Raw genomic sequence first — 23,705 nt, forward strand, 5'->3', positions numbered from 1 at the left:
ATCGTTGCTTGGAAAGATTAAAGTGACGCAAAAAACGCATCGAGATGCGCTGCAAACTCGTCGCACTCGAAATGTAGCAGTGCGCCGGCGTCATACGCGCTGACGGTCCAGTTATCGCGTTCATCAGTCCAATCTGCACCACGAAAATCGGCGAAATCGCCTCGTGTGCCGTGCGCCAGAAAGACTGGCAACACGAGCGCTTCATAGATTGTGCGAATGTCCTTGCTAAAGAGCACGCCACTTAGAAAGGCAAACGGAGCACGATCCGCACCAGGTTGATGAGTGGTGGCGTCGCAATAAAGAGCGAGCTTCTCATCAATGACACCAGAACCATAAGTCCGACGGAGAAAATAGCGAATGCTGCGCGGACTGACTAGGGCGGCAAACAGCCGTTTCCGCCACAACGGAAACCGCAGAACTTTGTCGAGTATCGGCATGTAGCGCGTGGTGCCGGGCGGCGCGCGTAATCGATTTGCACCCACGTTAAACCCGGTAGGTGTAATGAGCGTCAGTGAGCGTAATTTGTGTCGCTCGTGTAACGCGGCTCGGGCCAAAAATTCCGCCGATAGCGACAGCGCGACGGCATCAATTGGCGTATCGCATTCTTCATAGATGACGTCGATGATATCTTGGATTGCGGTGACAAACAGAGTGACCGTGTACTCACGCTCACTGCGATCAGAGTGTCCAAAGCCGGGAAGATCAAGCGCAAACACAGTGCGATGTCGACGCAGGTGTTCGAACAGTGGCGCCATTTCGGCGGTTGATCCGGCGGCATTAATGCTGTGAATGAGCAGTACGGGCGGGCCACTGCCCGCACGATAATAGGCCAATCGACCGGCGCGCCCGTTGAGTGCGATAAGCGGCGCATCGACCGCATTAGGCAAAGAAGACGTCAACGCCAACTGTTCCGCTTGAATTGTACGCTCAGCGCGGCGCGAGCCCTAGCAGGTGAGCCATGTCTTTGAAGAAAATCCGTACGTGTGCCACAGGCTTGGCACGGACGAGTTTCTTATTCATATACGCCTGCCAAGTGAGCGTTTGTACATCGGGATCTTTGCAGATGCTGACAAAGCGTTCGCGGCGCTTGTCGCTCGAGTACCAAAAGCGCTGCATGATGCCCAAAATCCAAAATACCCGGCCGTGAAGGCGCATAAAATGTTTGCGCGCAAGCTTGAGTGCTCGAGCATCATTGGTTGCCAAAAACTCGGCGACCGCATCGCCGGCACAACGCCCGCTGAGCATTGCGTAGTAAATGCCTTCGCCCGAGGCGGGCGCGACCGCTCCCGCCGCGTCACCTGTTACGACGACATCGCGACCATTGTCCCAACGTTTGCGGGTTTTCAGTGGTATCGGTGCGCCTTCCGTACGGACGGTTTCGGCATCGCTGAGACCCGATTGGGCGCGAAGTTTTGATACGGAAGCGCGCAATGAAAAGCCCTGTTTAGCGGTGCCCATGCCGACACTGGTCTGCTCGCCGTGCGGAAATACCCAACCGTAAAAATCAGGCGAGCACTGACCCTGGTAATACACATCGCAGCGTTTGGGGTCAAAGTGAATATCGTCGTTAATCGCTTGCGGTGATTTTACGATCTCATGATAAGCAAAGACATTCGGCAGTGGTTTTTGATCATTGAGACACTGCTTAGCAACATTCGAGGCAGCGCCATCGGCACCGATAATGGCACGCGTTCGAATGCGGTGGGTCGCGCCTTTACTGTCCTTGAATTCAATGATTGGATGGACTTCATCGTCGCGCGTTACGCGTGAGAATTTCCCGGTGATACGCGTGGCGCCATTTTTCGCGGCGCGGCTGCGTAGCCATTCATCGAAAGTGCCGCGATCGACCATGCCAACCCAACCACCGATGGGCATGTCGACTTTAACTTTGGTCGGTGAAATCATACGAGCGGTTGTGACTTTGGCCTCGAGTAATGATTCGGGAATATCAAATTCACGCACCAAAATGGGGGGCACAGCACCGCCGCATGGCTTGATCCGACCGTCGCGATCGAGCAGCAATACGCTGAATCCTTTCTGGGCTAAATCGTTGGCCGCGGTAGCGCCACTTGGACCCCCACCGATTACCGCTACATCAAAAGTATTCATTGCCCTATGTCCCTGTTCGAGTGGGTCAAGAACCACCTATTCTGTGTTCTGATCCCAGTGTTAACGTGTCTGCGTCGTTCCAACCCAGTGTGTTGTCCGATTACCGCCGGTATCGGCAGGCCCGGCGGTCGATCGTTTTAATTCGCCGTCAGTGCTGCTGAGCGGCTATCTCGTGCCCAGTGTTCGCGCGCCTGCTGCGAGCTCAAGCTGGCGGCTAGATAACTTGCTACGAGAAAAAACAGCGCCTGAATCGCAAAGGCCGTGGCGTAGGCGGGTGCGGTTGTGCCGACGATGAGGCGGATAACGTCGATCACGCCTGTACCCAGCAGTCCACCGAGGCCAAATGCAATAGCCTGAGCTGCGCCCCATACACCCATGCGTAGGCCATCGCGCTGCCGTCGACCGCTGCTGACGAGGCTCATCATGCAGCCAATCGCGGCGACGGCGAAAATGCCATTCGCTGTGCCAAGCCCAAACACGACTTGGCGAAGTGGCCAACCGACGCCCTCGAATGCGCCAAACGACAACATGCCCAACGCGGCGGCTGATGCCAGGCATCCTCCGATCATGCAGCGCCTGAGTACGTCGTGTTTGCCTTTAGCGATGCCGCTACCGATTAATGCGACGAGCAACATACCGAGCAGTACGCCGCCATGTTGGACACCACCCAGTTTGGTCGACTCGCCTGGCGTGAAATCAAACACCGCGCCGGCGAAGGGTTCCAACAGTAAATCCTGCGCGCTGTAGGCCAGCATCGAGATAAACACAAATAAGGCGAAGCGACGGGTGAGCGGTTCGCTCATGACGTCGCGCAATGCGGAGAGAAATTCGTCGCGCGAGGGTGCCGATTCGGCGCTCGTTGGATTGCCCAGAGTGGACGGCACTGATGCCCGTTTTTCAATGCCCGCTACCGCGAGCGTGGTAAACAGTACCGCGAGTCCGCCAACTGCCGCGGTGAGCCACACTAGTCGACCAAAGGTAAAAGGATCCAGCAGTTGACCGACGATGACGGTGGTGAGCACAAAGCCCATAATCATCATGACCCAGGTGATGGTTGCGGCAGCGGCGCGGCGCGAGGCACTGACCGTGGCGGCGAGTAACACCAGCAGCGAGGTGCCACTTGCACCGACGCCTGCGCCCACGAGTAAAAACGCGAGTGTCGCGACGATGACGCCCATCAAAGTGGAGTGCGCCATCACCAACGTCGACGCTGCCGCCAGTGTGCCACCAAGCGCCAGTACGACCATGCCACCGATGATCCACGGTGTGCGCGACCCGCCGCAGTCGGACGCGTAGCCGAACTTAGGGCGCAGTATTTGCACGGCGTAGTGAAGCGCGACCAGCGCACCCGGAAGCATGGCTGGCAATGCCAGCTCAACGACCATCACACGATTAAGCGTAGAGGTAGTGAGAACGACAATCGCGCCGAGAGAGGCTTGAATGACCCCCAGCCTGAAAATACCAAACCAGCCCAGCCCTGTCGTCATGAGAGCAGCACCTGACGAATCGCAAATGCCGTGAATAACATTCCGCTGACATACAGTGTCACGCCAAATGCGCTATACCAGGTGGCGTATCGAATTGGGTTGCTCAAAAAGCGGCGCATCATCACAAGCTGCACGCCGAGCAATGCGGTGACCGCAAGCGCATGGAAGGGCATGTCGATGTACACGAGTAGCGCAACGACCGCTACTTGCGCCAGCGCCATAATCACGCACGCAATGCGCGCGGCACCATCGGCACCGTGCAGCACGGGCAAACTGTTCACACCCATGCGCGTGTCGCCTTCGATGGCTTTAAAATCGTTGAGTGTCATGATGCCGTGGGCACCAACACTGTAAGCGAGTGCGGCGACAATCGAATGCCACGTGGGCAACATACCGCTGATCACCGCGGCGGCGGTAAACCATGGCAAGCCCTCGTAACAGATGGCCACCGCGCTGTTGCCCCACCAGCCATTCGCTTTGAGCCTGAGTGGTGGGGCGCTATAGACCCAAGCGAGAAGTAGGCCGACACACGCGGCGGTAAACACCCAGGATCCGAGCACTGACGCCACGGCCAGTGAGAGCGCGGTCCAGATCAGAGCAAAATAAAACCCATGGCGACCCGGTACACGGCCTGACGGAATAGGCCGGTCGGGTTCATTGATCGCGTCAACGTGACGGTCATACCAGTCGTTGACGATTTGGCTGGTGCCACAGACGAGTGGACCGGCCAGCGCCACACCGCCGACTACGAACCAGGCCCTCGAACCCAAAGTGGCACCGGAGGCGACCAGCCCACAGCTGAACGCCCACATGGGCGGAAACCAGGTTACGGGCTTGAGTAATTCAAGATACGCACGCCAGGTCGGCGCGCGACTATCCAGCATCGGCGAGGACGTGCGTTCCATCCAATGACCCTAGCGCTGAGGGGCCAATATGTCAATTTGAACTGACAGTAATGCTGGGTTTACAGATTAGTCGCCGGCGGGGTCATCGGCATCGGGGTCACCGATGTCGAATCGGCGCAGCTTGACGTAGAGACTCTGCCGGGAAAGGCCCAGCATGTCGGCCGCTGAGGCGCGGTTATTCGAGGTCATCTTAAGCGCGGCTTCAATGCACAAACGTTCAATCAAATCAGTCGTTTCGCGCACTAGATCCTTGAGAGGCACGCGACCGACTAACTCGGTCATTTGTTCCAGAGACTGGCCGAGCGGCTGTTTGGCCATATCGTCGGTTCGTCGAGGTCGTTTAATGATTCGCCGAATCACGAACCCAAAGCACGGTATGTCACTTTGCAGCGCGGCCACCGCGGACAACTCAACATCGACCGGTGCCCCGAACTCAGGATTTATCTGAGTGCCATACTGACGAACGACCCCTCTTTGCTGCAGGTTCTTACGCAACACGCCGACGTCGACGCCGGGACGTCCCAGCCAATTTTCTAGCGGCTGCAGCTTGATTTGCAGTTCGGACGTGACCTGGCACATTTCCATAAAGGCATCATTCGCCAACAAAATGCGCGCGTCGGGATCGACCACAACAAACGCGTCCGACGAATGCTCGATGATGTTCATCACCGTGCTGGAATGGTGTCCTTCAGCGCGCGAGCTGGCGTCGTTCGATTTGAGATGAATCAAAAAGAGCGACGCGTCGTCCTGCCGCAACAGCTCGGCATTAAGCACGAAATGACTGCCGCGCTGGGTTTCTACCTTAATCGCCGCGCCTTGGCCTGTGGCGCGCACGCTCGCCAACAATTGTTCAATGCTATTGGCACTGTCTTCGATAAAAAACTTCCCGAAACGCTTGCTCACCAAATGTTTGACGGGCTGATCCAAATATTCGGACGCAGCGGGATTGGCCTCTACAATATCCCGGCCGTGCGCATCGACAATAAGGATTGCCTCTGACGACATCTTAAACAGCATTCGATAGCGCGTTTCGGCCTGATACAGCCGTGCATAGTCGTCTTCCATCGAATGCTGCACGTCGAGCAGTTCTTGCTGCATGACCGAGAGCGCACGTAAATCGCGACCCATAACAATCTTGTCGCCATTGGATTTGACACTGAAAACGCGAAAGAGAATCGCGGTGTCGGCTTCTTCGTCTGTGGGTAGATTCACTTGTCGCCAACGTGATGGCGAGCGCTCAGGCGTCGTGCGAAGAAGCGCCTCGATTTTGGGTCGGCTCTCGATGGTGACGGTGTCGACCCAGGACCGACCGATCCAGGCGTTCAGATCGCCAAAAGCGGCCGCGCCTTGCTCGGCGAACGCGTCGACAATTACGCCCTCACCGTCGACAACAAGCGCCACGTCATTGGCTGAAGAGACGATTTGCGCAACGCCGGCTACGTCCAGTTCCGACACGAATTCGGAGGCAATTGAAGTCACAAACAATCCTGTTCTAAGCGAATACCAAGCGCTTTTCTAACGGTTCACTGAAAACTCGAGGCGGTTCGGACCGCCTCCTCGCCGTCGTTGGCAAACCCATCCGCACCATAATCTTCCGCTTTGCGGTCCGTCTCCAAAAAGGCCCTTCCACCGACAAGAATTCGCACGCCCTTGTGCGCGGACTGACGACGGATATTGCGGAGTAAACCGGCAAGCCGATCCAGGTGTCGGTCGGCCGAAATCGACACGCCAATGATATCAAATTCTTGTTCCGTCACGAGTTCAATAATGGCCTTTGTTGTGCCCGGTGCGCCGCTCCACACGTGCCACCCGGCACGGCGGAAAAACTCAACAACCATGAGGTGGCCGAAAGTGTGTTGTTCGCCCGGCATCGGCACGATCAGAGCGGATCGAGTGTGATCAGATTCTGACGTGGGATGCGCGCAAAAACAGGGGCTAAACATGTGGAGTATCTGATGCATCCGCGCAACGCCGACCGTTACTTGAGTAAAGTCGCAGTCGTCGTCCTCCCACATGACGCCCAGACGGCGCGCGGCCGGCGCCAGCAGGGCCAAATAGATATCTCGAAGACGCGCGCCGTCGTCGACGAGCGTTGTAATGTAGCGGGTCGCGACATCGATGGTGTTATTGAGGATTAGCTCCACAAACGCGTCAACTTCGCCGGTCAGACGGGCGTTGTCCCAACTGTCATCGACGACGTCAGTGCTCGCCCGGGAATCGTCAAACATGACCAGCAGTCGCGGGATAATCTCGCCCTCAATCGTTTGGCTCAGCTGCGCCATTTCTGGTGTCAACCGCGCTCGTGAAGATGTCGATGCTTCGTCTTCTCTACCCATTGCTGCCCAGCACTCGTCGTTGACGCGTGACTCTTTAAACCCCATGGCCCGGCCCCCAATTCGCGTAATCGCTACTCGATCATACACACAAGCTTGGGTGCATGTTGACGCGCCGCGCCATAACAAAGCGAACAGCCGTTTGGCTATTTCCCCAAAGTAATCAAACCCCGTAGGAATAAAATTGTCAAGATAAATTGACGTATGGTTTAGTTGACACTGTGTATAAAGCCCTCTAGATTCGGAGTTTGGTAACGACCCATCTGCAAACACCCGAAAGACGGTTCTATGACCACCAAGTCTGAGAGTTCGGCGACATTGTATACGCCTGAGCAGCGCGCCCGACGCGACGCGACGCGCTGGACGCTGGTGCAGGGCGTGCTGGCGCCCCTGCAGTTTGGGGTGTTTTTAGTCAGCGTAGTGTTGGTCGTTATGGCGCTCGATGACCCGTCCTTGGCGCCTCATGCGACGCTGTCTGTTATCGTTAAGACATTGATTTTATACACAATAATGATAACGGGCTCGCTTTGGGAGAAAGCGGTCTTCGGTCAATATTTGTTTGTACGCGCCTTTTTTTGGGAAGACGTGGTCAGCATGCTTGTTCTGGCCCTTCACACGGCCTATCTGTTGGCGGTGTGGCAGCAGTGGCTGCCGTTACGCGAGCAACTGCTGCTGGCGCTGGCCGCCTACGCGGCGTATGTGGTGAATGCTGCTCAGTTCTTGCTCAAGCTTCGTAAAGCACGGCTGACGTCAAGCCCATCCCTGTCGCCGGCCACAGTGAGGGCCGGGCCATGAATAATAAGGAGAAGTGATGGACGGCGCTGTTGTGGGGAGTAGCGCGGTAATCGCCAAAGGGTCGCCGGGTGGGAAATGCGATGCACCGGTGATTCGGCAGCGTGGCCAGCGTGAGGTTTTTTGTGGCCTCACCGGTATCGTGTGGATGCACCGAAAGATTCAGGACGCGTTTTTCCTCGTGGTGGGGTCGCGCACGTGTGCACACCTGATCCAATCGGCCGCCGGCGTTATGATTTTTGCTGAGCCTCGGTTTGCAACCGCCATTATCGACGAGCGCGATTTAGCCGGTCTTGCCGATGTAAATGACGAGCTTGATCGAGAGGTGGCGCGCCTTCTCGAGCGTCGACCTGACATCAAACTTCTTTTCCTCGTGGGCTCCTGCCCGTCAGAGGTGATCAAACTCGATTTATCACGTGCGGCTGAACGGCTATCGCGCGAATACCTGAACAAGGTTCGCGTACTCAATTATTCCGGCAGCGGCATTGAAACAACCTTCACTCAGGGCGAGGACGCGTGCCTGGCGTCGTTGGTGCCGCTCATGCCCGAAACAGACGAGCGCTCGCTTCTGGTAGTCGGCACGCTCGCAGACGTGGTGGAGGATCAGTTTCGTAAACTGTTTGATGGGCTTGAAATCAACGCTCAGTTTCTACCGCCGCGCAAGGCAGCCGAACTTGTCTCGGTTGGGCCCAATACACGATATCTATTGGCGCAGCCGTTTTTAGCGGACACGGCCCAAGCGCTTGAGCGACGCGGTGCGCGTCGACTGCCGGCGCCCTTTCCAATCGGTGAAGAGGGAACGACTCAATGGTTCCAGGCGGCCGCAACGGAATGGGGTGTGAGTGCAAACACCTTTAAAGCGGCCACACAAGCGCCGCGCCGACGAGCGCGCGCAGCCGTCGCCAAGTCACGAGCGATGCTCGAGGGTAAACGCCTTTTTTGTTTCCCCGATTCGCAGCTTGAGATCCCGCTCGCGCGCTTTTTGTCGCGAGAGCTGGGCATGGTCTTGACCGAAGTGGGTACGCCCTACTTGCATCGCGAACATCTCGATAACGAGTTGCCGCTGTTACCGGCCGGTACTCAGTTAAGCGAAGGGCAAGACGTCGATAAACAGCTCGATCGGTGTTTCGCCGCCGAACCTGATTTGGTGTTGTGCGGTTTGGGCCTTGCGAATCCACTCGAAGCGCGTGGGGTTACGACCAAGTGGGCCATCGAGCTGGTGTTCACGCCCATTCAAGGATTCGAGCAGGCGGGTGATGCCGCTGAGTTGTTTGCCCGCCCACTCAATCGCCGCATGGCTCTGGCGGTCTAATATGAAACTAACGGTTTGGACTTACGAGGGCCCGACGCACGTTGGTGCGATGCGCATCGCCACCGCGATGGAGGGGTTGCATTACGTGCTCCACGCGCCGCAAGGGGACACCTACGCCGATCTTCTGTTTACGATGATTCAGCGTGACAACAAGCGTCCACCGGTAACCTACACCACGTTTCAAGCGCGCGATCTTGGCAGCGATACCGCGACGCTTTTTCAACAATCAATGATCGATGCATACGAGCGCTTCAAGCCCGACGCAATGATTGTCGGTGCGTCGTGCACCGCCGAACTCATTCAGGACGATCCCAATGGATTGTCGCAGGCGCTGAATCTACCGATTCCAGTGGTGCCGCTCGAGCTACCGTCGTATCAGCGCAAAGAGAACTGGGGCGCCTCCGAAACGCTCTATCATCTTATTCGTGCGCTGGCCGGCCCACACGCCCCCGCGCCCGGTAGCACCCGCGCTCCGATAACCGAGCGCGAAGCAGGAGTGCGGCCAAGCTGCAATTTGTTGGGGCCCACTGCGCTAGGGTTTCGTCATCGCGATGACGTAAGAGAGATCACAACTCTGTTAGATCAATTGGGTGTTGATGTTCACGTGGTGGCGCCGATGGGGGCGACACCGGCCGACCTGGCCAACATTGGTGCCGCTGATTTTAACGTGCTCATGTATCCCGAAGTTGGGGACACCGCCGCGCGTTGGCTCGAGCGTACATTCAAACAGCCGACCGTGCGCACCGTGCCGATCGGTGTCGGTGCCACCCGGGATTTTGTGCAGGAAGTGGCCGCGCTTACGGGGCTTGACCCCGAGCCGGTGTTGGCCGGTGATCCGAGTCGTCTGCCTTGGTATTCGCGCTCCATCGATTCCACGTATTTGACCGGCAAACGCGTGTTCATTTTTGGTGATGCAACACACGCAGTGGCCGCCGCACGAGTCGCGCACGAGGAGATGGGTTTTAAAGTCGTTGGGCTAGGAACATACAGCCGGGAGTTTGCGCGCGAAGTACGTGCCGCTGCCAAACTATATGACGTTGAGCCACTGATAACCGACGACTACCTCGAGGTGGAAGAGGCCGTTAACCGACTTCAGCCAGAAATGGTGTTGGGCACCCAGATGGAACGCCACATCGCAAAACGTTTGGGGATTGGTTGTGCGGTGATATCCGCGCCGGTGCATGTGCAAGATTTTCCTGCGTCGTACTCGCCACAAATGGGGTTCGAGGGTGCAAACGTGTTGTTTGATACCTGGGTGCATCCGCTCATGATGGGGCTGGAGGAGCATCTGCTGGGTATGTTCCGCGAAGATTTCGAATTTAATGATGACGTGGCGCCTTCCCACCTTGGGGGTAAAACGCGGGTTGAAGCATCCGTCAAAGACCCGCAACCGTCACCGGACGGTGACACAAGTTGGTCGGAAGACGCCGAAAAAGAACTGGGCAAGATTCCGTTTTTTGTGCGCGGCAAAGCACGTCGCAATACTGAGCAATACGCTCGCGATAACGGTGTCACCACTATCACCACCGAGATTTTGTACGATGCGAAAGCATTCTTCAGTCGCTGAGCGCCACTATCGGGTGACGATTGTCAGTCTTGACGGCCACCTGGCCGGCGCCGCTGAACGCGCGTTTGCTGGGTTGCGTAAAGATCTGCCGAATCTTACCGCCACGCTGCACTGTGCGGGCGAGTGGAAGAGTGACCCGCAGCGCCTTGAAGACTGTCGCGCTGATATTGCACAGGCAGACATTGTCATTGCCTGTATGCTCTTCCTCGATGAGCATATTCAGCAGATCGCACCCGCGCTAAAGGCGCGCCGCGATCAGTGCGACGCCATGGTGTGTTTCATGAGCGATGGCGAGATCATGAAGCTTACCCGCATTGGTCAGTTCAAGATGGACGGTTCAACAAGTGGGCCGATGGCGTTGCTCAAGCGATTGCGTGGCAGTAAGAAAGCGCAAAAGAGCAACGGCGCTAAACAGGTGGCGATGCTGCAACGATTGCCACGTATTTTGCGTTTTATTCCCGGCACAGCACAGGATGTGCGCGCGTACTTTCTGACCATGCAGTACTGGCTGGCGGGTTCCGAGCAGAACATCGCCAACATGGTGCGTTATTTAACCCTGCGTTACGCCGATGTCGCCGGCAAGCCCGCGCGTTGCGAGTCGGGCGTACCGCTGCCGGTGGACTACCCGCAGGTGGGTATCTATCACCCGTGCATCAAGCAAGGTGTGAGTGAGTCACTCGACGACCTGCCCGCGGAGAAGGGGGTTCGCGGTACGGTAGGCCTGCTTGTGATGCGGGCATACGTTCTGGCGGGCAACTGCCGTCATTATGATCAAGTTATCCGTGCCATGGAGGCACAGGGGTTACGAGTGATTCCGGTGTTTGCGAGTGGTCTTGATGCGCGCCCGGCGATTGAGCAGTACTTTGTGCATGAGAACGAGGCGGTTGTCGACGCGGTAGTGTCGCTAACCGGGTTCTCGTTGGTGGGTGGCCCCGCTTACAACGATTCGGCGGCGGCTGAGGATATGCTGGCACGTCTCGATGTGCCCTATCTTGCCGCGCACTGTAGTGAGTTTCAGTCGCTGGAAGAGTGGGAAGACTCTTCGCGCGGTCTGCTGCCAGTGGAAACCACCCTCATGGTCGCGATACCGGAGCTCGACGGTGCCATTGCGCCAACGCTGTTCGCCGGTCGCTCAAACACCAATGACGATGCAGGTCGCGACATGCTGCCGCATACCGAGCGCATCGATACGTTAGTCGCTCGAACTTGCAAGCTCATTGATCTACGCCGAACGTCTCGCGCCGATCGCACGCTTGGTGTCTTGCTTTTCAACTTTCCACCTAATGCAGGGGCTACCGGGTCTGCGGCCTTTTTGGCGGTCTTTGAGTCGCTGTACAACACGCTTCACACGCTGGCGGACGCCGGCTATACCGTTGAGCTTCCGGAGAGCGTAGATGCGTTGCGAGAGGCGATACTTACCGGTAATGCGGCCGATTACGGAACCGACGCGAATGTGCTCGCGCATATTCCTGTGGATGATTACGTACGACGCGAGCGATGGCTGGCCGATATCGAAGCGTGTTGGGGTCCGGCGCCGGGTAAGCACTTATCAAACGGCGACGGCTTATTTGTTCTTGGCAAGCAGTTTGGCAATGTGCATGTGGTGGTGCAACCGTCGTTCGGCTACGAGGGTGATCCGATGCGTTTGTTGTTTGAGCAGGGTCACGCTCCGACACACGCGTTCAGCGCATTTTATCGCTACCTTCGTGAAGACCTTGCGGTCGATGCGATGCTCAATTTCGGCACGCACGGCGCGCTTGAGTTTATGCCGGGTAAGCAAGTTGGCATGAGCGACGCGTGCTGGCCTGAGCGACTGCTCGGCGACGTGCCCAACTTTTATCTGTATGCCGCCAATAATCCTTCCGAAGGCGTGTTGGCCAAACGGCGCTCGGCCGCGACGCTGATCAGCTATCTGACGCCAGCTATTACTGAGGCAGGCCTCCATCGTGAACTCAGTGATTTGCAAGAAGCGATCGATCGCTGGCGTGAGCAACCGCCCGAAGCGCAGTCCGAGCGCGATGCGCTCGCATCGACGATTCAAGCACAGGCGATCGACCTTGAGTTGACCGCGCCTGAGCCAGTCTGGGACGGCGACGCCGACCTGCACATTATGACACTCATGGCGCGGCTTAATGAGTTTCGCGAGACGCTGATTCCTCACGGCATGCACGTTGTGGGTGAGCCGTTGACGCGCGATGTTCGTCGCGACTTGCTCAAGGCGATGGAGGGGGGAGACACACTACCGGCAAAGGCGCTCGACGCGCTGGTCGATGGTGGCGCAGTGGAAGAAGTATGCCGTGATAGCCAACTCAATCAGGATGCCGTCACGCGCCTGGGCCAGGCAGCAACGCTATTGAGCGAGGAACATCGTTATGAGACCGACGCGATTGTGCAGGCCTTGGATGGTCGCTATATCCGACCGGTAGTGGGTGGTGACCTCATCAAGTCGCCGGACATCTTGCCGACGGGCCGAAACATTCACGGCTTTGATCCATTCCGAATTCCAAGTAGCTTCGCCGTGAGCGACGGCGCGCGACAAGCACAACTGTTGCTCGACAAGCATCTCGAGACGTCAGGAACCCTGCCGGAATCTGTCGCGTTTGTCTTGTGGGGCACGGACAACCTTAAAAGCCAAGGTGGTCCAATCGGACAAGTGCTGGCACTACTTGGCGCGCAACCGCGCTACGACAGTTACGGTCGACTTTGTGGTGCTGAACTCATTCCGCTTGAAACACTGGGTCGTCCACGAATCGACGTGGTGATGACCCTGTCCGGCATCTTTCGCGATCTGCTGCCGCACCAAATCGCAATGTTGGCTGAAGCGGCGTTTTTAGCCGCCAGTGTCGACGAGCCTGCAGAACAAAATTTTGTGCGTAAGCATGCGCTTGCCTATATGCAAAGCTGCGATTGCGATCTTGAAACGGCCGCCATGCGCGTGTTCAGCAATGCGGAAGGAGCGTATGGCGGGAACGTCAATCATTTGGTCGAAAACAGTCACTGGCAGGACGAAGACGAGCTTGCCAACACCTACATGCGCCGCAAGTGTTTTGGCTACACACGAGACGGTCTCCCTCAGCGTCAGCCAGAATTACTGAGCCGTTCGCTGCAGGATGTCGATCTTGCGTACCAGAATATCGAATCGGTGGAACTCGGCGTGACGTCGATCGACAACTACTTCGATACGCTGGGCGGCATCACAAAGGCGGCGCAGCAGGTGAGTGGCAAACAAATTGAAGTGTATATCGGCGATCAAACCGATGGTCGAGAACAAGTGCGCACGTTGGCTGACCAGGTCGCGCTCGAGGCGCACTCGCGCATGCTGAACCCCACGTGGTACGAGGGCATGCTGCGACACGGTTTTGAAGGCGTGCGCCAAATCGAGAATCATGTGACGAACACCATGGGCCTGTCGGCGACAACCGGCAAGGTGGCGCCATGGGTGTACGAAAAACTCACGCAACTTTACATTCTCGATCCCGAGATGCGCGATCGCATGGCCGAGCTCAATCCCACCGCATCGGCGCGTGTGGTTGGACGCTTACTGGAAGCGCAAGAACGAAATTATTGGAGCCCCGACGAGGAGACGCTGGAGCAGATCCGCGACGTGGGTGATGAATTGGACGATCGACTTGAAGGCATAAAAGAGGTAGTAGCGGCATGACGCAAACTCAGTTTCCCATCCCAGTAAAGGTAGTACCCAAAGTGCCCGACGGTGAGGGTAGCGTGCAGGTCGCGCTAGACCCAAACGATAAGATTTCTGGCGCCAAGGTGTTCGCGGTTTACGGCAAAGGGGGTATCGGCAAGAGCACCACATCATCAAATTTGTCGGCGGCGTTCTCGAAGCTTGGAAAGCGCGTGTTGCAGATCGGTTGCGATCCAAAACACGACTCGACGTTTACGCTCACCAAGCGACTCATGCCAACGGTGATCGATGTGCTCGAATCGGTCGAATTCCATCCGGAGGAACTGCGCACCGATGATTTCGTGTATGAGGGTTACAACGGTGTCATGTGCGTCGAAGCCGGCGGCCCGCCTGCGGGTACGGGCTGTGGCGGTTATGTTGTGGGCCAAACGGTCAAGCTGCTGAAACAGCACCACTTACTTGACGATACGGATGTGGTTATTTTCGATGTGTTGGGTGATGTGGTGTGCGGCGGGTTCGCGGCACCCTTGCAGCACGCGGACCGCGCTTTAGTCGTGACGGCCAATGACTTTGATTCGATTTTCGCTATGAATCGCATTGTCGCTGCGATCAAGGCCAAGGCCAAAAATTACAAAGTGCGACTGGGCGGCGTAATTGCGAATCGCAGTGCGGACACGGATCAAATTGATGGCTTTAACGAAGCGATCGGCTTAAGTCGGCTCGCGCACTTTCCGGATCTCGATGTTATTCGACGCAGCCGCTTGAAAAAGTCGACCTTGTTTGAAATGGACGATGCACCGGGCCTCGAAGAGGTGCAGAACGAGTATCTTCGTCTTGCTCAAGTGCTGTGGGATGGGACTGATCCGCTGATGGCGTCACCCATGGCGGATCGCGAGATATTCGATTTCTTGGGTTTTGACTGATGCACTCAAATACGTATCAACATCGTCGCCAAAAATTGACGACCTACTTTGATCAGACCGCAGCGGACGCCTGGTCGCAGTTAACATCGGATGCGCCGGTGGGTCGCGTTCGTGCGACGGTGCGAGCGGGACGGGATGCGATGCGCGCGCAACTGTTGAGCTGGCTGCCGGCGTCTTTGCAAGGAGTGCGATTACTGGACGCCGGTTGCGGTACCGGCGCGTTAGCCATCGACGCCGCCATGCGCGGTGCACATGTTTTGGCGGTTGATGTGTCCTCGACCCTGGTCGATGTGGCGGCGCGTCGCACGGACGCTCAATTACTCGAGCGCATTGACTACCGCGTAGGCGATATGCTCGATGAGTCGTTTGGCGAGGTTGATCACGTGGTGGCGATGGACTCGTTGATTCACTACGATAGCGATGACATCGTCTCGATGCTGGGCACCTTGGCGGCGCGCACTCGACGTTCTATTTTGTTTACAGTTGCACCGCGCACACCGGCGTTGACGGTGATGCACGCGGTGGGTCGTCTGATACCTTATCGTGAACATCGGGCGCCAGCGATTGTCCCGGTGGCAGCGAGCGGGCTGCACGCGCGCGTTGCCGCTTCCCCGGTATTGAAGGGCTGGTCGCTCACCGACAGCCAACTGATCAGCAGCGGCTTTTATAAGTCACAGGCTTTTCGGCTGGAGCGTGTATGACCAAAACGCGCGACAAGGCGGCGAGTTTCTGGATGCAGGTGGGCAGTGGCTTGTTGCCGTTTGCCGATGCGGCCAGTGACTCATTGCCCTTGTCGCGTCTTCTCCGCCTGGCGTTGTTTCAGGTCACGGTCGGCATGGCCGCGGTGCTGCTCACGGGCACATTGAACCGCGTCATGATTGTCGAATTGGGCGTCCCTGCCTGGTTTGTGGCGCTCATGGTCGCGCTGCCGCTTGTGGTTGCACCGTTTCGAGCGCTGATTGGCTTTCGTTCCGATATTTACTCGTCAGCGCTTGGCTGGCGACGCGTACCGTTTATCTGGATGGGTACGGTGTTGCAGTTCGGTGGTTTGGCCATCATGCCGTTCGCGCTCATTATTTTGTCGGGCGATACGCAGGGCTCGATGCTTACCGCGCAATTGGCGGCGGGCTTAGCCTTTTTGCTGGTCGGGTCGGGGATGCATGTGACGCAGACCGCCGGTCTAGCGCTCGCAACCGACCTTTGCCACGAGGAGCAGCGCCCGCAAGTGGTGTCGTTGTTGTTTGTGGTGTTATTGCTCGGCATGCTGCTTGGCGCTGCAGTGTTTGGCTGGTTGTTGCACGATTTCAATCAGGTACGTCTGATCAAAGTCATTCAGGGCGCGGCGGTGGTTACGCTTGTTCTGAACGTCGTGTCGCTATGGAAACAAGAGCCACGCGATCCCGCTCGCAATCAATTTGCACAAAATACGAAGCCCAGTTTTAAAGACGCCTGGCGTCAGCTTAATTCGGATGCTCGCTCCGCTCGTTTGCTTGTTGCCGTGGCGCTTGGCACAGCCGGCTTCACGATGCAGGACATTTTGTTGGAGCCCTATGGTGGTGAGGTGTTGGGCCTCAGCGTCAGTTCCACGACCGCACTCACGGCGATATTAGCCGGCGGCACTTTGATCGCTTTCGCGCTGGCTGCGCGTCTATTGCATAGAGGTATTGATGCGCACCGATTGGCCGCCTATGGCGCATTGGTGGGCGTGGTGGCGTTTGCCATTGTGTCGATCGTTGCAGGGTTGCGTATTCCTGGCCTATTTCGGGTGGGCGTCGCGTTGATCGGATTTGGCGGTGGCCTGTTTGTTGTGGGCACGCTTATCGCGTGCATGAACCAAGCACGTGAAGGTGGCAGCGGATTGGCGCTGGGTGCCTGGGGCGCGGTGCAGGCGACGTCGGCCGGCGTGGCAATGGCGCTGGGCGGTGCATTGCGCGACGGTGTCGGTGTGTTGGCTGAGAGTGGGGCGTTAGGTGATGCACTCGCCAATCCAGCGACCGGTTACTGCGTGGTTTACCAGCTCGAAATTCTTTTACTTTTCGCGACGCTTGCGGTGTTGGGGCCGCTAGCGGCGCATGCGGGTCGGCCAATGGATGCAAAAGCATCGGTTGGTCTGGCCGAGCTTCCCAATTGATGATGCGATCAGGAGGTTCGTCATGAACGAGTCGATTGACTTAGTAGAAATTTTATTCACATTGTTCTGGCTGTTCTTTTTCGGCCTGGTGTTTTATTTGCACCGCGAGGGCAAGCGCGAGGGGTACCCACTCGAATCGGATCGAACCGACCGTTCGGGTGGGCGCGTGAAGGTACAAGGTTTTCCTGCCGCGCCCCCTAAGAAGTCGTTTCTTGCGCCCTTAGGCGGTGTGGTTTACGTGCCCCGGGATGAGGTCGAGCGGCCATTAGCCGCTGAACCCGCAGCACCGTATCCGGGCGCGCCGATGGTGCCTACCGGTAACCCGATGCTGGACGGTGTCGGCCCCGCTTCTTGGTCTGATCGGGCGGATGTGCCGGACAAAACTTTGCACAACGAGAATCGCATCGTGCCGATGCGGGTGGCGACCGATTTTGTGGTTATGGACCGCGATCCGGATCCGCGTGGTATGCAGGTTGTGGGTGCCGATGATGTGGTGGCCGGTACGGTTTCCGATGTCTGGGTCGATCGGGCGGAACCGCTCATTACGTTCTTCGAGGTTGACTTGGGCAGTGCCCACAATAACAAGCACGTGTTGCTGCCCATCGGGTTTTCGAAGATTCACGCGAAAAAGCGACAGATCAAAGTACGCTCGATTTACGCATCGCAGTTTGCAGATGTGCCGGGACTGGCTTCACCGGATGAGATCACCCTGCGTGAAGAAGACCGCATCATGGGGTACTTCGGTGGCGGCACATTGTACGCGGATGCGGCACGGCAGGAGCCGAAGTTATGAGCGAACCCATCAACGACGTGTACGCCACGGATAGCGAGTTTGAGCCGGTGCCAGGATTGCCGGAAGAGCTACCGGAAGGCGAACACATCCTATGGCAGGGTGCGCCAACTTTTCGCAACGTGGCGATCCACCAGCTGCATCTTCGCAAACTGGCGGTCTATTTTGTGTTGATTCTCGGTCTGCGTCACCTGTGGTTGGCCAGCTCCGGCCATGGTTTGATGACGGACCTTGCCGGCACAATGGGTCTGCTGGTTGCGGCGAATATCGCACTGGGCATTTTGCTGCTCATTTCCTATTTCATTGCCCGCACGACGCTCTACACCATTACGAATCGACGCGTGGTAATGCGGATCGGTATTGCGCTGCCGATGCCGCTCAATCTTCCGTTCAGCGCGCTGAGCGGAGCGGATCTGCGATTACACCGAGATGGCAGCGGCGACATCCTACTGCAGGTTGCCGATCGCAAGCGACTCAGTTACGTCGTGCTGTGGCCTCACTTGAAAATGCGAGGCCTGCTCAATGTGCAGCCAGCACTACGTAGCCTCAATGCGCCGCAAGAGGCTGCTACCACGCTCGCTGCGGCCATTGCCGAGACACCCAATGCGTTGCCGTCGTCGGAGATCGACGCGTCGCCGGTCGTTGCGTGAGGAGAAATCGATGAACAGAACGCCGATGGAAAGACGCTTCCCGCCAATTATGGTGGGCGCCATGATCACTCTGGCGCTGATCGGTACGGGCTACAAAAGCTGGTTCGATCCCAACGGGCCGGCCGTATTGCCCGAGACCCCCATTGAAGCGTCAAGAGCCCTGCGCTTTGAGGACGTGAGCGATGGCCGTGTGGTTGTAATCGACGCGCAGACCGATCAGCCGATCGAGTATCTTGAGATCGGCACCAACGGCTTTCTACGTTCGACGTTACGTGGCCTAGCACGTGCCCGTGCACCTTATGGCCGCGGCGCCGAGACGCCCTTTGTGATTGAGCGCCGGATCGATGGTCAGATCTTGCTGATCGATCCGGTTACGCATCGCTTTTTGGACTTGCGGGCCTTTGGCAAGATTAATGCCGATGTCTTCGCGCGCTACCTTGATCGCGATAGTCCAAGTCCCGCCGTATCAACGGAGGCGCGACTGTGACGCGATGGGCTTTCATTGCGAATACATGCCGACGTCCAGCGGGTAGGTCACGTCGATGCCGGCGCGCGCCAAGCAGGACGCGCGTCGGTTAGGCGGTTCGGGCGATGACCTGGTTTGTGGCAATTGCCATCGCGGTTGCGATGTGGTGGCTGACGACCGTTGTGGCGCTCTATCGTATCGGTCTGCCCGCGTCCACGTATAGCCGCACCTACGGCCTGGCAACTATCGTACTGCTGGTCGGCGTGGTAGCGGTCGCATTTAGTCTACGACTCCCGACCGTCCTAGGGGCGTATCTGGGCTTTACCGGCGCCCTATTGATTTGGAGCTGGCACGAGCTTAGTTACTACTTGGGTTTCATCACCGGCCCAGCACCTCGTGCTTGCCCTCCCAATCGTTCAACTGTTGAGCGCTTCGTCCATGGCGTAAGAGCGAGTTTGCATCATGAGCTTGCCATCATCGCCACCGCGCTATTGTTGTTTGTGATGGCGTGGCGCGCACCAAACCTCATCGCTTTCCATACGTTTTGTGTGCTGTGGCTCATGCGCTGGAGTGCCAAGCTGAATATTTTCTTTGGTGCCCGCAATGTGCACATGGAGTTTCTGCCGAGTCACCTGCAATACCTTGCGACGTATATGTCCTCCCGATCAATGAATGCGCTGTTTCCGTTTGTTATGGCGGCAGCCGTGTTTGTCATTTACCAGCTTATCCGCACGGCACAAGACGGCTCGGCCTATCTGGTAACGACCCATGCACTGCTCGCCACGCTGCTCTTTCTGGCGATTCTCGAGCACGTTTTGCTGATGGTGAAAGTACCCGACGGCATTCTCTGGCGACTCGGCACCGGGTCCCGTGAGGCGAACTCCACGTGAGGGTTTTCATGCGCCGTTTACCGTCGATCTCCTAATGTCCAAAGGCATGGACAGCTTTCCTTTTTCTGCCATCGTCGGACAGGACGACATGAAACAGGCACTGCTGATCAGTGCCATTGACCCAGGTATTGGTGGCGTGTTGGCGTTTGGCGATCGCGGTACCGGCAAGTCCACGGCGGTGCGCGCTTTGGCGGCGCTGTTGCCGAAAATCCGCGTGGTGAAAGATTGCGTCTATGGTGCTGAACCGCTGTCGGGTCGTTGCACCTGCGAGGCGTGTGCCGCGTTTGATCCGGGCAAGCCGCGTCTATCGCGACTTGTGCCGACACCTGTGGTCGATCTACCGCTGGGTGTTACCGAAGATCGCGTCATGGGTGCGCTCGATTTAGAACGAGCGCTGGCGCATGGCGAAAAAGCGTTTGAACCGGGGTTGCTGGCTCGCGCAAACCGGGGGTTTTTGTACATCGACGAGGTGAACCTGCTGGAGGACCACATTGTTGATCTGTTGCTTGATGTAGCGGCATCGGGTGAAAACCTTGTCGAGCGGGAAGGATTGAGTGTGCGACATCCGGCTCGATTCGTACTGATTGGAAGCGGTAATCCCGAGGAAGGCGAGCTGCGTCCACAGCTGCTCGACCGGTTTGGTTTGTCGGTGGAAATCACGACTCCGGTTGAAATCGATCAACGAGTAGACATTATTCGGCGGCGCGCGGAGTACGAATCCAATCCCGAAGTGTTCCGCAAGAAATGGTCGCGCAAAGAGGGCGCCGTGCGGCGCAAGGTCAGTCAAGGTCGTGCGCAGCTTGAACAGGTGAAAACGGGCGATCAGATGCTGACACGCGCTGCGGAGTTGTGCGTGGCGCTCAACACGGATGGTTTGCGGGGCGAGCTCACTCTCATTCGCGCCGCTCGCGCGCTTGCGGCACTAAAAGGAGACAAGCAGGTCGACGTTCATCACTTGCGAGCGGTTGCCGTACCGGCGCTCACCCACCGATTACGCCGAGCCCCGCTCGATGAAGCGGGTGCCGCGGTGCGCATCGAGCGCGCAGTGTCGGAGGTGCTAGGCGATGACTGATCCAGTTGAGACTGCGGGTACCAATCCTCCTGAGCACGCCGACGTGTTCGATGCCTTACAGGCTTTGCTTGTGTTCGCTGTTGATCCTGTTGGATTGGGATTGTGTGTTCGTGGTCGGCACGGACCGGGTCGGTCCGCGGTGCTGCGGGCGATCAAAAGCCTCTATCTCGATACACCGTTTCGTAAGATTCCATGTCACATCGACGAGGATCGTTTGTTGGGCGGGCTTGATCTCGGTGCAACGTTGGCGGCCGGTAAGCCGCTTGTGAGTCAGGGTGTGTTGGCGTCCACGCATGACGGAGTGGCGGTGTTATCGATGGCCGAACGCTTACCCGGCCGCACGATTACGCATCTTGTGCACGCCATGGACACGCATCGCGTGCGGCTTGAGCGCGACGGTTTTTCGTCGATACTGCCCGCTCGTTTTGCAGTCGTTGCGCTGGATGAAAGTGGTGATGATGAACCCGGGCTGGATCCCAGGCTGGCTGATCGACTCGCACTGCAATTCGATGCCGATCGATTGTCGCCCGAAGCGGTCGATGAGTTGCCGCTTACGCCGGCGGATCTGCTTGCGGCCCGCAAAGGTTTGCGCGATGTGACGATGCCCAAGCGCGTGATAGAGGCGCTTTGCCGTACCGCGCTCGGACTGGGCATCACATCAATGCGAAGTGCAATGCAGTGTGTGCAGGCGGCTCGCGTGCTTGCCGCGCTGGGTGGTGAGACCGAGGTTGGGGATGAGCAGGCGGGTGCCGCCGTGCGTCTTGTCCTGGCCCATCGTGCCGTACAGCTACCTATTCCTGAGGCCGAAGAGGAATCGACCGAAGCTCCGCCGGATGAAAATAAAGCGGATGATTCCAACGCCGAATCGACAGAGCAAAAACCGCTGGACGACCAGCTGATCGACGCGGCGATGGCGGCGCTACCGGACGGTTTACTTGAGCTGCTCGCCAGCGGCGCGCACCGGGAACGTAGTGCGCATGTTGCCCGTACGGGCGCGGCGGTGCAGGGTCCGCGTGGACGGCCGATCGGCGATATGCCGGCGAGTCGCGATGCGCGGCTCAATGTCTTGGCGACGCTCCGAACGGCTGCGCCATGGCAGAAGATTCGCGGTGCGGACAAGCGCTTAGCGATAAGACGCAGCGACTTTCGCACCACGCGCCGCAAAAGTAGCACGCAGTCGGTCAATATTTTTGTGGTAGACGCGTCGGGTTCTTCGGCCGCTCAGCGGCTGAGCGAGGTGAAAGGCGCGGTACAGCTGTTGCTCGGTGACTGCTACGTACGTCGCGATCAAGTTGCATTGATTGCCTTTCGAGGCGCATCGCCCGAATTACTGCTCGCGCCGACACGTTCGCTGGTTCGCGCCAAACGCGAGCTGGCCAACCTGCCAGGTGGTGGTGCCACCCCGCTGGCAGGGGCGTTGGATGCGACTCGTGAGCTTGCGCGTCAAGTGACCAAGTCGGGGCAGCGACCAGTGGTGATTTTGCTCACGGACGGACGTGGAAACGTGGGTCGCGACGGCACACCGGGCCATGCGGACAGTGCTCAGCACACCGAAGCGGCCGCCCACGAATTGCGAGCCGCCAGCGTGTCGACGTTGCTGGTGGATGTCGCAAAACGGCCGCGTGGCCGCGGCCGCGACCTCGCCGTTGCGCTCAACGCGCGGTATCTCGCGTTACCGTATGCGTCTTCGCAATCCATTGTCGAGGCGGTTCAGGCGTCGGGGGTTGCCGCATGACGGTCGTGGCACATCCGATGCGTGGCGCTACGTCTGAACGCATCGCTCAGCATGAGCACGTGTCGGCTAAGCGTATTAAACAAGTCGACACGCAGCGTGTGGGGTGGAGCGTCGCGCAATCGGGCCGTGGCCCTGGTCTGCTGTTCCTGCACGGCACGGGTGCGGCTAAACATTCTTGGCGCACGCTTGCGCCGCTCATCGATCACCGCTTTACCGTTTTCGCCCCCGATCTACCGGGCCACGGCGACAGTGAGATCTTTGATCCCTCAGTCATGTCGCTGGCCGAGATGGCTCGCGAGACCGGTGCGTTGATCGACGCGTTAAACGTCAGTCCACAGGTTATCGTCGGCCATTCTGCGGGCGCAGCGTTAGCAATGCGACTGGTCTTGGATGGCTATGCCGCACCCTCAGCGATTGTATCGATTAATGGTGCATTTATGGTCTTTGGTGGTGTCATCAACAGTGTGCTGGCACCGCTTGCGGGTCTGTGTTCAGGCAGCCGCCTGGTCACTCACGCATTGGCTCGAAAGGCGCGGGACTTGAATGCCGTCAAGCGTGTGATCGCCAGTACGGGCTCCAAGCTCGATGATGACAGCATCGCGCGGTACCGCGCGGTATTGCAAAAGCCCGCTCACCTTGAAGCCACCTTCGCCATGATGGCCAATTGGGATTTGGGTACGCTAAGACACGACATGCGTCGCAATAGCATTCCGCTGCATTTACTTGTCGCAACACAAGACGGTGCGGTGGAGCCGCGGCAAGGCGCCATCGTCGCGCGCGAATGTCCACATGCCACGCTTCAATACTTGCCGGGACTCGGTCACGTAGCGCATGAAGAGGCGCCCGAGCAAGTGGCGCAATATGTGCTTCAAATGGCACAACAGTGGGGAGGATAGTTCG

General features: G+C 57.9%; 20 protein-coding genes. 14 read left to right on the forward strand and 6 right to left on the reverse strand.

Features of this window, described 5'->3' with window-relative positions; all coding sequences use genetic code 11:
• Positions 1–17: 17 nt before the first annotated feature.
• The 6 genes from AAF465_02485 to AAF465_02510 form a co-directional block, all read right to left on the reverse strand.
• The gene (locus AAF465_02485) at positions 18–899 is read right to left on the reverse strand and encodes an alpha/beta hydrolase (GenBank protein MEM7081573.1); all 882 of its coding nucleotides are present in this window, start codon (positions 897–899) and stop codon (positions 18–20) included.
• Between the two features lie 28 nt (positions 900–927).
• Positions 928–2,109, reverse strand: coding sequence for a geranylgeranyl diphosphate reductase (locus tag AAF465_02490; protein ID MEM7081574.1), 1,182 nt, complete (start codon positions 2,107–2,109; stop codon positions 928–930).
• A gap of 137 nt (positions 2,110–2,246) precedes the next feature.
• Positions 2,247–3,596 carry a BCD family MFS transporter gene (locus AAF465_02495; GenBank protein MEM7081575.1) on the reverse strand — a complete coding sequence of 450 codons (1,350 nt, stop codon included), beginning with the start codon at positions 3,594–3,596 and terminating at the stop codon, positions 2,247–2,249.
• Positions 3,593–4,501 (reverse strand): chlorophyll synthase ChlG, encoded by a 909-nt coding sequence (chlG, locus tag AAF465_02500; GenBank protein ID MEM7081576.1) that lies wholly within the window; start codon positions 4,499–4,501, stop codon positions 3,593–3,595. The genes AAF465_02495 and chlG overlap by 4 nt, the downstream gene beginning before the upstream one ends.
• 66 nt (positions 4,502–4,567) lie before the next feature.
• Positions 4,568–5,980, reverse strand: coding sequence for a transcriptional regulator PpsR (gene ppsR, locus AAF465_02505; protein ID MEM7081577.1), 1,413 nt, complete (start codon positions 5,978–5,980; stop codon positions 4,568–4,570).
• A gap of 44 nt (positions 5,981–6,024) precedes the next feature.
• Positions 6,025–6,882: a cobalamin B12-binding domain-containing protein gene (locus AAF465_02510; GenBank protein ID MEM7081578.1), complete on the reverse strand. Its 858-nt coding sequence runs from the start codon at positions 6,880–6,882 to the stop codon at positions 6,025–6,027.
• A gap of 240 nt (positions 6,883–7,122) precedes the next feature.
• Here AAF465_02510 and bchF point away from each other — a divergent pair, with 240 nt between their 5' ends.
• From bchF to bchO, 14 genes are all read left to right on the forward strand, one after another.
• Positions 7,123–7,629, forward strand: coding sequence for a 2-vinyl bacteriochlorophyllide hydratase (gene bchF / locus AAF465_02515; GenBank protein ID MEM7081579.1), 507 nt, complete (start codon positions 7,123–7,125; stop codon positions 7,627–7,629).
• A 16-nt stretch (positions 7,630–7,645) separates the two neighbouring features.
• Positions 7,646–8,938: a ferredoxin:protochlorophyllide reductase (ATP-dependent) subunit N gene (locus AAF465_02520; protein MEM7081580.1), complete on the forward strand. Its 1,293-nt coding sequence runs from the start codon at positions 7,646–7,648 to the stop codon at positions 8,936–8,938.
• Position 8,939: 1 nt separating this feature from the next.
• Entirely contained in the window at positions 8,940–10,505 is a 1,566-nt protein-coding gene (bchB, locus tag AAF465_02525; protein MEM7081581.1) for a ferredoxin:protochlorophyllide reductase (ATP-dependent) subunit B, read from the forward strand.
• Complete coding sequence (locus AAF465_02530) at positions 10,480–14,166, forward strand: magnesium chelatase subunit H (GenBank protein MEM7081582.1); 3,687 nt, start codon at positions 10,480–10,482, stop codon at positions 14,164–14,166. Before bchB ends, AAF465_02530 begins: the two co-directional genes overlap by 26 nt.
• The gene (gene bchL, locus AAF465_02535) at positions 14,163–15,071 is read left to right on the forward strand and encodes a ferredoxin:protochlorophyllide reductase (ATP-dependent) iron-sulfur ATP-binding protein (GenBank protein ID MEM7081583.1); all 909 of its coding nucleotides are present in this window, start codon (positions 14,163–14,165) and stop codon (positions 15,069–15,071) included. Before AAF465_02530 ends, bchL begins: the two co-directional genes overlap by 4 nt.
• Complete coding sequence (bchM, locus tag AAF465_02540; GenBank protein ID MEM7081584.1) at positions 15,071–15,772, forward strand: magnesium protoporphyrin IX methyltransferase; 702 nt, start codon at positions 15,071–15,073, stop codon at positions 15,770–15,772. Before bchL ends, bchM begins: the two co-directional genes overlap by 1 nt.
• Positions 15,769–17,202: a BCD family MFS transporter gene (locus AAF465_02545; protein MEM7081585.1), complete on the forward strand. Its 1,434-nt coding sequence runs from the start codon at positions 15,769–15,771 to the stop codon at positions 17,200–17,202. Before bchM ends, AAF465_02545 begins: the two co-directional genes overlap by 4 nt.
• 22 nt (positions 17,203–17,224) lie before the next feature.
• On the forward strand, positions 17,225–17,995 hold the full coding sequence (puhA, locus tag AAF465_02550; protein ID MEM7081586.1) for a photosynthetic reaction center subunit H: 771 nt from the start codon (positions 17,225–17,227) through the stop codon (positions 17,993–17,995).
• Complete coding sequence (puhB, locus tag AAF465_02555; protein ID MEM7081587.1) at positions 17,992–18,642, forward strand: photosynthetic complex putative assembly protein PuhB; 651 nt, start codon at positions 17,992–17,994, stop codon at positions 18,640–18,642. Before puhA ends, puhB begins: the two co-directional genes overlap by 4 nt.
• Positions 18,643–18,652: 10 nt before the next feature.
• Positions 18,653–19,129, forward strand: coding sequence for a photosynthetic complex assembly protein PuhC (gene puhC, locus AAF465_02560; protein MEM7081588.1), 477 nt, complete (start codon positions 18,653–18,655; stop codon positions 19,127–19,129).
• A gap of 104 nt (positions 19,130–19,233) precedes the next feature.
• Entirely contained in the window at positions 19,234–19,998 is a 765-nt protein-coding gene (gene puhE, locus AAF465_02565; protein ID MEM7081589.1) for a putative photosynthetic complex assembly protein PuhE, read from the forward strand.
• Between the two features lie 34 nt (positions 19,999–20,032).
• Entirely contained in the window at positions 20,033–21,070 is a 1,038-nt protein-coding gene (bchI, locus tag AAF465_02570; protein ID MEM7081590.1) for a magnesium chelatase ATPase subunit I, read from the forward strand.
• A complete protein-coding gene (locus AAF465_02575) occupies positions 21,063–22,805 on the forward strand; it encodes a magnesium chelatase subunit D (protein ID MEM7081591.1) in 1,743 nt (580 codons plus the stop codon). The genes bchI and AAF465_02575 overlap by 8 nt, the downstream gene beginning before the upstream one ends.
• Complete coding sequence (gene bchO / locus AAF465_02580) at positions 22,802–23,701, forward strand: alpha/beta fold hydrolase BchO (protein MEM7081592.1); 900 nt, start codon at positions 22,802–22,804, stop codon at positions 23,699–23,701. Before AAF465_02575 ends, bchO begins: the two co-directional genes overlap by 4 nt.
• Positions 23,702–23,705 lie beyond the last annotated feature (4 nt).

The sequence above is a fragment of the Pseudomonadota bacterium genome, from assembly GCA_039028935.1.
Lineage (GTDB): Bacteria > Pseudomonadota > Gammaproteobacteria > Steroidobacterales > SZUA-146 > SZUA-146.

What these genes read in the sequence shown, in the direction of transcription:
- AAF465_02490 (MEM7081574.1), bottom strand. Translation starts at nt 2,109, where the DNA reads ATGAATACTTTTGATGTAGCGGTAATCGGTGGGGGTCCAAGTGGCGCT.
- AAF465_02495 (MEM7081575.1), bottom strand. Translation starts at nt 3,596, where the DNA reads ATGACGACAGGGCTGGGCTGGTTTGGTATTTTCAGGCTGGGGGTCATT.
- chlG (MEM7081576.1), bottom strand. Translation starts at nt 4,501, where the DNA reads ATGGAACGCACGTCCTCGCCGATGCTGGATAGTCGCGCGCCGACCTGG.
- AAF465_02510 (MEM7081578.1), bottom strand. Translation starts at nt 6,882, where the DNA reads ATGGGGTTTAAAGAGTCACGCGTCAACGACGAGTGCTGGGCAGCAATG.
- bchF (MEM7081579.1), top strand. Translation starts at nt 7,123, where the DNA reads ATGACCACCAAGTCTGAGAGTTCGGCGACATTGTATACGCCTGAGCAG.
- AAF465_02520 (MEM7081580.1), top strand. Translation starts at nt 7,646, where the DNA reads ATGGACGGCGCTGTTGTGGGGAGTAGCGCGGTAATCGCCAAAGGGTCG.
- bchB (MEM7081581.1), top strand. Translation starts at nt 8,940, where the DNA reads ATGAAACTAACGGTTTGGACTTACGAGGGCCCGACGCACGTTGGTGCG.
- AAF465_02530 (MEM7081582.1), top strand. Translation starts at nt 10,480, where the DNA reads ATGCGAAAGCATTCTTCAGTCGCTGAGCGCCACTATCGGGTGACGATT.
- bchL (MEM7081583.1), top strand. Translation starts at nt 14,163, where the DNA reads ATGACGCAAACTCAGTTTCCCATCCCAGTAAAGGTAGTACCCAAAGTG.
- bchM (MEM7081584.1), top strand. Translation starts at nt 15,071, where the DNA reads ATGCACTCAAATACGTATCAACATCGTCGCCAAAAATTGACGACCTAC.
- AAF465_02545 (MEM7081585.1), top strand. Translation starts at nt 15,769, where the DNA reads ATGACCAAAACGCGCGACAAGGCGGCGAGTTTCTGGATGCAGGTGGGC.
- puhA (MEM7081586.1), top strand. Translation starts at nt 17,225, where the DNA reads ATGAACGAGTCGATTGACTTAGTAGAAATTTTATTCACATTGTTCTGG.
- puhB (MEM7081587.1), top strand. Translation starts at nt 17,992, where the DNA reads ATGAGCGAACCCATCAACGACGTGTACGCCACGGATAGCGAGTTTGAG.
- puhC (MEM7081588.1), top strand. Translation starts at nt 18,653, where the DNA reads ATGAACAGAACGCCGATGGAAAGACGCTTCCCGCCAATTATGGTGGGC.
- puhE (MEM7081589.1), top strand. Translation starts at nt 19,234, where the DNA reads ATGACCTGGTTTGTGGCAATTGCCATCGCGGTTGCGATGTGGTGGCTG.
- bchI (MEM7081590.1), top strand. Translation starts at nt 20,033, where the DNA reads ATGTCCAAAGGCATGGACAGCTTTCCTTTTTCTGCCATCGTCGGACAG.
- AAF465_02575 (MEM7081591.1), top strand. Translation starts at nt 21,063, where the DNA reads ATGACTGATCCAGTTGAGACTGCGGGTACCAATCCTCCTGAGCACGCC.
- bchO (MEM7081592.1), top strand. Translation starts at nt 22,802, where the DNA reads ATGACGGTCGTGGCACATCCGATGCGTGGCGCTACGTCTGAACGCATC.